9 protein-coding genes and 3 tRNA genes are annotated in these 11,428 nt (G+C 35.3%); 2 read left to right on the top strand and 10 right to left on the bottom strand.

Annotated elements, in window-relative coordinates; all coding sequences use genetic code 11:
• The 7 genes from Q1A60_RS16580 to pabB form a co-directional block, all read right to left on the bottom strand.
• On the bottom strand, positions 1 to 2,189 hold a 2,189-nt coding region (locus Q1A60_RS16580), incomplete at its 3' end, for a choice-of-anchor L domain-containing protein (RefSeq protein ID WP_300008011.1).
• A gap of 185 nt (positions 2,190 to 2,374) precedes the next feature.
• Positions 2,375 to 2,448 (bottom strand) — tRNA-Arg (locus Q1A60_RS16575).
• A gap of 17 nt (positions 2,449 to 2,465) precedes the next feature.
• Positions 2,466 to 2,540 (bottom strand) — tRNA-Pro (locus Q1A60_RS16570).
• Positions 2,541 to 2,566: 26 nt separating this feature from the next.
• A tRNA-Ser gene (locus Q1A60_RS16565) sits at positions 2,567 to 2,650 on the bottom strand.
• A gap of 429 nt (positions 2,651 to 3,079) precedes the next feature.
• Complete coding sequence (locus tag Q1A60_RS16560) at positions 3,080 to 3,775, bottom strand: HAD family hydrolase (RefSeq protein WP_299767113.1); 696 nt, start codon at positions 3,773 to 3,775, stop codon at positions 3,080 to 3,082.
• 223 nt (positions 3,776 to 3,998) lie between these two features.
• Positions 3,999 to 5,690, bottom strand: a complete 1,692-nt coding sequence (gene ettA, locus Q1A60_RS16555) for an energy-dependent translational throttle protein EttA (RefSeq protein ID WP_299767114.1) — start codon at positions 5,688 to 5,690, stop codon at positions 3,999 to 4,001.
• 82 nt (positions 5,691 to 5,772) lie between these two features.
• Positions 5,773 to 7,077: an aminodeoxychorismate synthase component I gene (gene pabB, locus Q1A60_RS16550; protein WP_299767115.1), complete on the bottom strand. Its 1,305-nt coding sequence runs from the start codon at positions 7,075 to 7,077 to the stop codon at positions 5,773 to 5,775.
• Positions 7,078 to 7,153: 76 nt separating this feature from the next.
• Here pabB and Q1A60_RS16545 point away from each other — a divergent pair, with 76 nt between their 5' ends.
• Positions 7,154 to 7,372, top strand: a complete 219-nt coding sequence (locus Q1A60_RS16545) for a VF530 family protein (protein ID WP_299767116.1) — start codon at positions 7,154 to 7,156, stop codon at positions 7,370 to 7,372.
• 2 nt (positions 7,373 to 7,374) lie between these two features.
• Here Q1A60_RS16545 and Q1A60_RS16540 read toward each other — a convergent pair whose 3' ends face one another.
• A complete protein-coding gene (locus Q1A60_RS16540; RefSeq protein WP_299767117.1) occupies positions 7,375 to 7,944 on the bottom strand; it encodes a hypothetical protein in 570 nt (189 codons plus the stop codon).
• 2 nt (positions 7,945 to 7,946) lie between these two features.
• The gene (locus Q1A60_RS16535; protein WP_299767118.1) at positions 7,947 to 8,402 is read right to left on the bottom strand and encodes a cold shock domain-containing protein; all 456 of its coding nucleotides are present in this window, start codon (positions 8,400 to 8,402) and stop codon (positions 7,947 to 7,949) included.
• 328 nt (positions 8,403 to 8,730) lie between these two features.
• On the opposite strand from Q1A60_RS16535, the gene Q1A60_RS16530 reads away from it, so the two are divergent.
• Positions 8,731 to 10,278, top strand: coding sequence for a M20/M25/M40 family metallo-hydrolase (locus tag Q1A60_RS16530; protein ID WP_299767119.1), 1,548 nt, complete (start codon positions 8,731 to 8,733; stop codon positions 10,276 to 10,278).
• Between the two features lie 140 nt (positions 10,279 to 10,418).
• Here the strand turns inward: Q1A60_RS16530 and Q1A60_RS16525 are convergent, their stop codons facing one another.
• Complete coding sequence (locus Q1A60_RS16525; RefSeq protein WP_299767120.1) at positions 10,419 to 11,318, bottom strand: EamA family transporter; 900 nt, start codon at positions 11,316 to 11,318, stop codon at positions 10,419 to 10,421.
• Positions 11,319 to 11,428 lie beyond the last annotated feature (110 nt).

Below are 11,428 nucleotides of genomic sequence, written 5' to 3'. Positions count from 1 at the left end.
GGTAAAACATTTGTATAATTAGAGATATCTGGAATCGCATTTACCTCACTCTGTGCTTCTTGAAGTGTCTCATAATATGTAACCGTGAGTAGTTGACCCGCAGGGAATAATGCTAAAACTTGTGGAGTAGCATCACTAAAATCAAAGGTTGAAATACCATCGCTATCTGTATCACAGGCAGTATATTCAAGTAAGAAATCTGCTGGAATTTGAGAGGTATCTACTTCTAGTATTAACTGAGCAGGGCGAGAACATCCATTAACTGTAGTAACAATAACGTCTATAGTTTCATTGTTAACAACACTATTTGTATATGCGATTGGATCAGGTATAGCGAAACCTAATGAATCAAAAAACTGAAAGGTTTCATTTGCAGCATCTGCAGAGATTAATGCTCCTGCTTCTAATAAATTAAATACTGTAAAGCCATCTGTATCATCATCACATTGAGTTAATAAAGGTGCTGGGTTTATGATTACTGGTAAAGGAGCAACGACTAAATCAAGAGGGATTACAGTAAAGCAATCTGTAAAATTATCATTTTCAAGTCTTACAGCAATCGTCTGACCACCCATTATTGTATTTGTGAATAGTAATGGCAGTGGATTTTGATCTAAAAGTGCATCATTTGCATCTATATGATATGTAAGTGTAAATTGTGTTGGGTCTTGTGTACCTAAAATAGTATTGGTTAATGTTGACAAGTCAAACTCAGTAAAACCATTGGTATCACTACCATCTGTAGCATTATCACAAACAATAAATGGCCCAGGATCAACAGGAATAGGACGTTCATTAACAATAAGCATAAAAGATGCTGTATCAAAACACGTATCATCAAAAGCACTTTCTACTCTAATAAAGATGGTTGCATTATCAGAATTATATGCAGCAGGGGTTAGAATAGGATTTATATCCATCTGAGCGTCGTTAAGCAATGTATGAAATGTAACTTCAACTTCAGCGGGATTTTGCGTTCCAATAATAATAGGGTCAATTAAAGCATCTAAGTCAAAAATTTCAAAGCCATCATTAGAAACATCATCACAAGTGATTTGATCAATAGGAGCCGTTGCAACAGCCGAAGCAAATTCAACAATTATAGAATCTGCACCATCACAACCACCAGTTGTAGAAGTTACAACAACCTGATATTCACCTGTAACAGTAACATCTAATGTAGGGTTTGTCTCACCAACGATATCTTCAAAAACACCTGTTCCATTATTAAAAACTTGCCATTGAAATAATGATCCTAACGCAACTCCATTAGAAGCATCTAATGTAACGACATCTCCAGCACAAGCATTTGTATCTCCAGCAATGGTCAAATCATCTCCTAAATCTACACCAATGTTAAAACTACCTGCCTCTATAAAAACTGCGATATCAAAAGCGGTGTCAAATCCTCCATTAGAATCATCTCCTACAACCAGTTTAATTGAATATGGATTCCCAGATACAACTGAGGCCATAGCTGTTAAAACTGTAGTTCGTCCATTATAATTAGTAGGAGCTGTATTAGCATCATTAAAAGGAGCAAAATTATACTGTCCAAAAAAGGCTTCATTAATTGCAGGACATTGACCAGGAACATCAGGGTGTATATTGGTAACTCGTATAGGTATGGTTGTTCCAGGTAACACGGCAAGATTCTGAACAACTCCAGAGGTAAGATCTGTTAATATAAAAGCAAATGCATCAGAAAAAGTACATTCAAAATTTTGATCATACTCTTCAGAAGCCATAATAAAGTCAAAACTAAGCTCAGTAACTGTTGGTACAAAATCAAACTGAATAAATGATGCATTTATCGTTTGAGCAACACCTGCGGCAGCATCTAGGTCGGGATCACCGCCCCAAGTTGTATTACCATTACTTTGAAGTGTTGTATTTGGTCCAGGTAGGGTATTAATATCTCCAGATGATAATACAATACCTTCTTCAAATGGGAAGTTTGTTCCATTTGCATTAAAGGAACCTATACCATTTGGATTTCCTCCTCCAGCATCAACTCCTGAAAACTTTGATACATTATTTACTTGAAAGCAATTAGTAGAACCACCAACTAAAACATCTGTAATTAAGTTTTCAACATCTACAAGCGTTGGTGTACTTTGTACTGTTACTTGTGCATATGCACCTGAAAAAACAAAGATAGTTAATAGAAAAAGTAGTTTTGATCTCATAGGATTTTTTTCAAAGAAACAATAACGGTAAAAATACCATTTTTATTATTATTATACGGAAAATAAAGAGTCATCTATTTACTATAACAACTCAATGGATTAAAATCCCAGTAAAGAAGCTATAAATTTAATAATGATTAAAAAAAAGCAAAAAAAAACCTCACCTAAAAGGTGAGGAATTAAAGTGAGCCCTGAAGGATTCGAACCTTCGACCGCCTCCTTAGAAGGGAGGTGCTCTATCCAGCTGAGCTAAGAGCCCTGAACTTTAAAATTTTGTCGGGGTGGCAGGATTCGAACCTGCGACCTCCGCGTCCCAAACGCGGCGCGATAACCGGGCTACGCTACACCCCGAATAGTTATCTAAATATAAAAAAAAGCGGAGAGACAGGGACTCGAACCCTGGCGACAGTTACCCGTCGACAGATTAGCAATCTGCTCCATTACCACTCTGGCACCTCTCCGTTAATTCTATTTCAAAAGAACTTGCTTTTGTAAAGCGGATGCAAATGTACATTATCATCTCCTATAAAACAAAATTTTGAACGTGATAAATGTGCTTTTTTTTTAATAAAATTTAAAACTTTTTATATTTAACGATATATACACCATTTATACTGCTATTTAAAAATATAAAAACAATCCAAAACTTTATATTAATATCTCTTTTTATGAGTATTTATATTGATATCTAATTTTTTTAACTAAGCAAAATAATTTATGGATTATGATATCTATTTCACTGGCTTTACCAGAATCGCAATAAAAGTATTTAAAAGCCCCTTACACTAAAAAAATGATGAGTATTTTACTAACTGAAACAAATGAATAATTATTTTTTTGAATTCAAAAAACTTAGTGCTTAATAAAACATTTCGTATACAACTTCCCTCCTATTTAGAAACTAATTGTACTATTTCTGACGCATGAGATAATTCTCTAAAATTAGTATGCTGTACTATTTCTTCTACTTGTTCATGAATCCAAGTCGTGTGAAAAGGGATATGAAATGCATGACCTCCTATTTCTAATACTGGAAGTATATCTGATTTAAGAGAGTTTCCCACCATCAAAAACTCTTGTGGTTGTATATCTAAATGGTTGACCAACTTGGTATAATTTTTTGGTTGCTTGTCTGACATTACTTCAATGTGATGAAAATACTTTGCAAGTCCAGACTTCTCTAATTTTCGTTCTTGATCTAATAAATCTCCTTTTGTGGCGACCACCAGTTTATGCTTTCGCGAAAGCGTACGAAGCACATCTTCAATACCATCGATGAGAACTACTGGGGCATCCAACATTGTCTTTCCTAGTTTTATTAATTCTGAAACCTGAGAAATAGACACCTTATTATCTGTTATTTCTATAGCAGCTTCTATTAATGATAATGTAAATGGTTTGATACCATACCCATACATAGGAAGGTTACGCATTTCCATTTCAAATAAGCGTTTCTGACATTCTTCATAAGATATATATGATTTCAATAATGCACAAAATTGATCTTCTGCATCTCTAAAAAAGGTTTCATTTATCCAAAGGGTATCATCTGCATCAAAAGCAATTGTTTTTATAGAAGTATGCATCTTTAATTATAATATGTTAAATTTTAAGATCAAAGGTAGGAAAGCTCTTTTTAGTATTGTTATATAGGTATATACAATGTATCGTATCTTGTTCATATTAAAAATAGCGAGTCTACATAAAACAGTACGTAAGAAACTTATTATAAATGAAAAAGAAGAATGAGAAAACGGCTCAAGATTTTAGATCTTGAGCCGTTTTTATTTTACAATGAATACGCACTATTTAACGTATCAATTTTTTATACTTAATTCTCTTTGGCATCAAATCACCACCAAGACGTTTCTTCTTATTCTCTTCATAATCGGAAAAACTACCTTCAAAGAAATATACTTGACTATCTCCTTCAAATGCTAAGATATGTGTACAGATACGATCTAAAAACCAACGGTCGTGACTTATCACTACTGCGCAACCAGCAAAGTTCTCTAAACCTTCTTCTAAGGCTCGTAATGTGTTTACATCAAGATCATTTGTAGGCTCATCTAGCAATAATACATTCCCTTCTTCCTTAAGCGTCATGGCAAGATGCAGACGGTTACGTTCTCCTCCAGAAAGTGTTGCAACTTTTTTGTTTTGTTCGCTTCCGCTAAAATTAAAACGACTTAAATACGCTCTAGAATTTACTTCACGACCACCCATTAATACTAAATCCTGCTCGTCTGAAAAGTTTTGCCAAATGGTTTTTTCTGGATCAATATTTGAATGACTCTGATCTACATAGGCAATCTTAGCAGTATCACCTACAGTAAAGGTGCCTTTATCTGCAGTTTCTTCGCCCATGATCATTTTAAAGATCGTAGTTTTACCAGCACCATTTGGACCAATAATACCTACAATTCCTGCTTGTGGAAGGTTAAAGTTTAAATCTTCATATAAAAGTTTATCTCCAAACGCTTTACTTACACCTGTAGCTTCAATCACATTAGTACCTAAACGAGGTCCGTTAGGAATATAGATTTCTAGCTTTTCATCTACTTGTTTTTGATCTTGACTCATTAACTTGTCATAGTTCTTCAAACGTGCTTTCTGTTTTGTCTGGCGACCTTTTGCCCCTTGGCGTACCCAATCTAGCTCTCGTTCTAACGTTTTTTGACGTTTAGAAGCTGTTTTACTCTCTTGCGCCATACGCTTCGATTTTTGATCTAACCAAGATGAGTAGTTTCCTTTCCAAGGAATTCCTTCTCCCCTATCTAATTCAAGAATCCATCCTGCTACATTATCTAAGAAGTAACGGTCGTGTGTGACAGCAATTACAGTTCCTTTATATTGCGCTAAGTGATGTTCTAACCAATGTACAGATTCTGCATCTAAGTGGTTGGTAGGCTCATCCAGTAGTAATACATCTGGCTCTTGTAATAAAAGTCTACATAAAGCAACGCGACGTTTTTCTCCTCCAGAAAGCACGCCTATTTTTTGATCACCTGGAGGCGTACGTAAGGCATCCATAGCGATTTCAAGTTTTGTATCTAGTTCCCAAGCACCACGAGCATCTATCTCGTCCTGAAGTACTGCTTGACGTGCCATCAGTTTCTCCATCTTATCTGCATCACTATAGACTTCCTCCAAACCAAACTGGTCATTGATACTATTGTATTCATCAAGAATAGCAACGGTTTCAGCAGCACCTTCTTTTACAACTTCTAATACCGTTTTTTCTGGATCTAGTTTTGGCTCTTGCTCTAAATAACCTGTTGTAAATTCTTTATCAGAAGTTACTTCTCCTTGAAAATTGGTATCTAAGCCTGCAATGATCTTCATCAAGGTTGACTTACCCGATCCGTTAAGACCTAAAATTCCAATTTTAGCTCCATAAAAGAAGCTTAAGTATATCTTTTTAAGAACTGGAGTTTGTGCGCCAGGAAATGTCTTAGACACTCCGGACATAGAGAATATTATCTTTTTATCGTCACTCATAGTTGTATCTATTTTCGCGAAAGCGAAATTATTAGTTTTCTTAGTTAATTTTCAAAAATCAGTTTTGCTAAATTACAAAATCCTATCCCGTTTTTCGTTCTAGAACTTCGCGCATTGCTTTTGCTTTTAATAAACACTCTGCATACTCTTTATCTGGGTCTGATTTTGCAGTAATCGCACTCCCCACAGAATACGATACATACTGATCTTCAGCATTGTACAATATACTACGTATGATAACATTAAAATCAAAATCTCCATTGGGTGTAAAATAGCCGACAGCGCCACTATACAAACCTCGTTTTGTCTCTTCGAGTTCTTCTATGATTTCCATCGCTCTTATTTTGGGAGCTCCTGTCATACTTCCCATTGGGAATGTAGCACGTATCACATCTACAGGAGATATACCCACAGAAATCTGTGCACTTACGGTAGAGATCATTTGATGTACTTGTTTAAAAGAATATACGGTACATAATTCTTCTACATTCACACTGCCTTTTTGAGCAATACGAGACAGATCGTTACGTACTAAATCTACGATCATGATATTTTCAGAACGCTCTTTGGGGTCTTCTGATAACGCTTTCGCGAAAGCGGAATCCTCTTTCACATCTTTACTACGCGGAGCTGTTCCCTTAATTGGAGAGCTTATCACCTTGCTGCCCTCCTTTTTTAAATACCGCTCTGGAGTTGCTGATACTAAAAAATGGTCATCTACTTTCAAAAAAGTAGCAAATGGAGGTGTACTGATACGATTAAGATGTTGAAATGTCTCTACGGGATGTATCGTACCATAGGCATAAAACTCTTGGCAAAAATTAGCCTCATAAATATCCCCTTTCTGAATATAATCCAGCATTTTACGCACCTTATTTTTATAGGCGTCTTTATGGATCTTTAATTTAATACGAAGTGATGTGTCGTCATTATTATTAGTAGTAAGCAATTGATTTGTAATCTCTTTCCAATCATACTCCATTTCATCATCTACCATGGGTAGGTAGTGTAATACGACTTCATTTCCTTTCAATAAGAAGATACGTTTCGGTTGGAAGAAATATAGGTCTGGAAACTTTACAAAGTCATCATTATTGCTTTTAAGGCGTTCAATGTCATTTTTTAAATCATAGGATAGATATCCAAACAGCCAATCTTTTGTAGTATGTTGATACTCTTCTAATCGATCAAAGGCATCTTGATATGACGTCTTCATACTTGTAAAACCATCTACAGCAAGTATCGCATCATAACTCTTATAGTTTTGATCTGCGTAGGTATTACTATCTAACCAAGCAACTTCTTCAAATTGTTGTGCCCAATGGAGAAGTTGATTCTTAAACTTTTCTAGATTCGATATTTGATACGTATGCGTTGTACGATTCACGTTGTAAAAATAAGAAATGAGTTTTGAGTTTTAAGTGGTATTTTTAACAATTATAAAAGCACTTTAAAAATAAATAATGTCACAACCTAATAATCCGCTTCATGGTGTGAAGCTTGTCGATATTTTAGAATTTCTTGTTGAGAAATACGGTTTTAAAGAACTGAGTTATCAAGTAAACATCAATTGCTTTAAAAAAGATCCTTCTATTAAATCTAGCCTTAAGTTTTTACGTAAAACCCCATGGGCACGAGAAAAGGTAGAACAACTCTATTTACAATCTATAAATATCAATTAATATTACTCTTTCCAACCCCAAGGTGCTGCTGGATTTTCTACAGGTGTAGACAAATCAAAAGAAATCGTAAAAATACGTTCGGTTCCTAACCTTCTGAGATTATAGGTAAATGTGGTTTTATCTATCGTTATCCACCATACATTCCCCGAAGCAGCTGGAATCATTACTTGTGTTTCTGCATCGGCAGGAAATACTTGTATGCCTGCTTGTCCAACATTGGTGGTCATACCACCATACATTGTAATCTTATCTTCACTCCCATCTTCGTGACGATGATCATGTTTTAATAAAATTCGATCATTACTTTTGGTTAATACCCAAGTACGCGAACGATCTTCTCCAACAAAAAAAGGAATTTTAATCTCTGTATCATTACAAGAACGCACATGCATTAACAATTCTTTTCCTGCAAACTGAGGATCATTTTCAGGCAACACGAGTGTACCTTTATACGAAGTATTGCATAAAGACTGTAAAGAAGACCAAAACTGATCTACTTCATTTTTTTCTTGCCCTATAGAAGTGTTAATTACAAAAGAGATAAAAAAGGAAGCAATGATATATCGTATCATGCTTACTCTTTCTTAACACGAACAGCGTTCATGCCTCTAGCACCTTTTTCGAGTTCAAAAGAAACGTTGTCATTTTCAGCAATCGTGTCTATAAGACCACTTACGTGACAAAAGTATTTTTCTTGTGTTTTTGAATCTAGAATAAACCCGAATCCTTTTGAGGTATCAAAGAAGGATACTTTCCCTTTATGGATAGGATCGAATTTATCTTCGTCAGTTTCTTCTTTTTTAGGGATACCAAGAACGATATCCTCTACATCTACTTCTATTTTATCATTTGGATCTGGAGGAGTATCTGTAAGATTTCCAAAATGATCAACATACGCAAACTGGATTCCTCCACCTTTTTCTTTAGCTTCAGCTTTACGAGCTAATTTCTTTTTTTGTTTTTCTTCTCGTTTCTTTAAACGTTTTTTTTCTTTTTCGAGTTTATTAAAGGTCTGTTGCGATTTTGCCATTCTTTATATTAAATGAGATTAGAAGTTAGTGTATTTTGTTTTCAAAGAAATGTAGAAAAATATAAGACACTTTATCTTATTTATTATTTTTCATAGAACGAATCAATGACATCCCTTTACAACAAAGATACAGATTAGATTTACTATTACCCATTTAATATACGATTTCTAAGCATATATTGCTATTATTTCAATAAAAATCTATCATTATTATCTAAAATAAGAATAAGAGCCTCTTTTTTTTATGATTTCATTTTTTTGATCCTCATAGAATTCTTGTAATTTCAAAAATTCTTAAAATTTTCAAACTAAAAACACCTAAACCACCATGAAGACAAAATTACTCCTCCTCTTTTTATATATAAGTGCTATTTCATTTGCGCAAAAAACAGATCCTATTATTGAAGACATGATCAAAGAGGCTAATGAGAACTCTCAATTAGAGAATTTAGCACATGAACTTACGGATTTGATTGGTCCTCGTCTTGTAGGGACACCACAAATGCAACATGCTAATGAATGGGCTGTGGCCAAATATAAAGATTGGGGTATTCCTGCTCGTAATGAGAAATGGGGAGAATGGCGTGGTTGGGAACGCGGTATTACCCACATAGATATGGTGTATCCTCGTATACAAAGTCTTAGAGGCACACAATTGGCATGGAATCCAAGTACTTCAAAAGAAGGGGTGACTGCAGAGCTTGTTGTATTGCCTTCCAATGTAAAAGATGACGCCGATTTTAAGAAATGGCTTCCTTCTGTAAAGGGTAAAATTGTGTTGATTTCTATGTTGCAACCTACAGGTCGTCCAGATTATAATTGGGAAGAGTTTGCTACTGAGGAATCATTTGCCAAAATGAAAGAAGATCGTGATGCACAAACCAACGCTTGGCGAGAAAACATAAAAGCAATGGGGCAAACTTCGCGTACACTTCCCGCTACACTTGAAAAAGCAGGGGCTGTAGGTATTGTCACTTCAAACTGGTCTAGAGGGTTTGGTGTAAACAAAATCTTTAGTGCACGAACTGAAAAAATCCCAACAGTCGATCTTGAACTAGAAGACTACGGAATGCTTTACAGGCTTGTAAATTCAGGCAACAAACCACAAATCAATATTGTAGCTCAGTCAAAAGACTTAGGGAAAATGCCTACGTTTAATACAATTGCAGAAATAAAAGGATCAGAAAAACCAAATGAGTATGTCATCCTTTCGGCTCATTTTGATTCTTGGGATGGTGGTACCGGTGCTACCGATAATGGTACAGGTACATTGGTTATGATGGAAGCCATGCGTATTTTAAAGAAATACTATCCAAATCCTAAACGTACCATATTAGTAGGACATTGGGGAAGTGAAGAGCAAGGACTAAATGGCTCTAGAGCTTTTGTAGAAGATCATCCAGAAATCGTTGCAGGCGTTCAAGCTTCGTTTAATCAAGATAACGGTACAGGTCGTGTTGTTCGCTTATCAGGTGGTGGTTTTTTACATTCTTATGACTATTTATCTAGATGGCTAAATGCTGTTCCTGAAGATATTACCCAACATATCGAAACTACGTTTCCAGACGCTCCTGCAAGAGGAGGTTCTGATTATGCATCGTTTCAAGCTGCTGGTGCTCCTGCATTTAGTTTAAGTTCATTAAACTGGTCATATTGGAATTATACATGGCATACCAATAGAGACACCTACGACAAAATTATCTTTGATGATGTACGTAATAATGCGATTCTTACAGCAATACTTACCTATATGGCTAGTGAAGATCCTGAAAAAACATCACGTGTAAAGAGTGTTCTTCCTGTAGATTCAAGAACAGGAGAGCCTCGTGTATGGCCATCGCCTAGAAGTCCAAATCGTAAAGGAGGGTTAGATTAATACCACATATACGCTTTATCGCTTCGCTCTCCCTATAGTTGTGAATCTGCCCGCCGGCTGGTCTCACAAGTTCGATTTCGCGAAAGCGTACACAATAACAAAAAAGGTGTGCTTCTTATGAGGTACACCTTTTTTAGTATTTACGTGTATTTTTTTCCTTTTTTTGCGCTGTTTATAAAATAAACACCCGCAAGAAGAATAACTGCAGCTATAGTTGTTTGAACTGTAATTACCTCATCTAGAAAGTACCACCCCAATAGTAATGCAACAATAGGATTTACGTATGCCGATGTAGAAACTTTCTCTGTAGATACTACTTTAAGTAAATAATTAAAAGATGTAAATGCGGCAATACTTCCAAAGAGAATCAATGCGATTAATGAACCTTGTGTTTTTGAGCTCCAGTCTATAGGATTACTCCAAGATTCACCCATAAAGAGACTTGCAAAAGCCAATGTAATTCCCGCTGTAAGCATTTGGTATCCTGTTGTTATAAAAAAGTTTTTGGGCATTGCTGCTTGGGCTACAAACACACTTCCTATACTCCAACTTATAATACAGGTAAAAATCATGATGATTCCTAAAACGCTTCTTTCTTGTAATACTAATCCTTTCTGACTTACCAATAAATACATTCCAACAATTCCTAATACAATACCAATAATTGATTTTGACTTGATTTTATTGCGATGCCATAACCGCATTAACAATAAAATCACAATAGGCTGAATAGAGGCAAGTAAGGCGCCAAAACTACTATCTACATATTTAAGAGCCCATACAAATACACCATTTCCATATCCTAAAAAAAGAAAACCAGCAAATACACAATTAAGGAATTCTTTTTTAGTGATCTTAAGTGATATTCCCATCACTCTTGCAATAAGAAATATGAGCAGGCCTGCTGTAGAAAAACGCATAGAAGCAAGCATAAATGGAGGCAATTCTGTAACGGCTATTTTATTCCACAGATAGGTAGATCCCCAAAAGACATAGATAGAAAAAAAGGCAATAACAATGAGGTATGTTTGCTTTTTCATAAGACGCGTACGAAGGTACAGAGAATGTTTCAAAATATTCTCATAAGAAATGAAAAGAGCGTAAAAAAAATCATCGTCTATAATAATTATAAATTACAGACGATGATACT

This window comes from uncultured Dokdonia sp. (genome assembly GCF_947492535.1).
Taxonomy (GTDB): domain Bacteria; phylum Bacteroidota; class Bacteroidia; order Flavobacteriales; family Flavobacteriaceae; genus Dokdonia.
The sequence above is the reverse complement of the archived record's forward strand: the minus strand, read 5'-3'. Positions and strand labels throughout refer to the sequence as shown.

Coding starts and splice junctions, on each gene's coding strand:
- Q1A60_RS16560 (WP_299767113.1), bottom strand. CDS start 3,775: ATGCATACTTCTATAAAAACAATTGCTTTTGATGCAGATGATACCCTT.
- ettA (WP_299767114.1), bottom strand. CDS start 5,690: ATGAGTGACGATAAAAAGATAATATTCTCTATGTCCGGAGTGTCTAAG.
- Q1A60_RS16545 (WP_299767116.1), top strand. CDS start 7,154: ATGTCACAACCTAATAATCCGCTTCATGGTGTGAAGCTTGTCGATATT.
- Q1A60_RS16540 (WP_299767117.1), bottom strand. CDS start 7,944: ATGATACGATATATCATTGCTTCCTTTTTTATCTCTTTTGTAATTAAC.
- Q1A60_RS16535 (WP_299767118.1), bottom strand. CDS start 8,402: ATGGCAAAATCGCAACAGACCTTTAATAAACTCGAAAAAGAAAAAAAA.
- Q1A60_RS16530 (WP_299767119.1), top strand. CDS start 8,731: ATGAAGACAAAATTACTCCTCCTCTTTTTATATATAAGTGCTATTTCA.
- Q1A60_RS16525 (WP_299767120.1), bottom strand. CDS start 11,318: ATGAAAAAGCAAACATACCTCATTGTTATTGCCTTTTTTTCTATCTAT.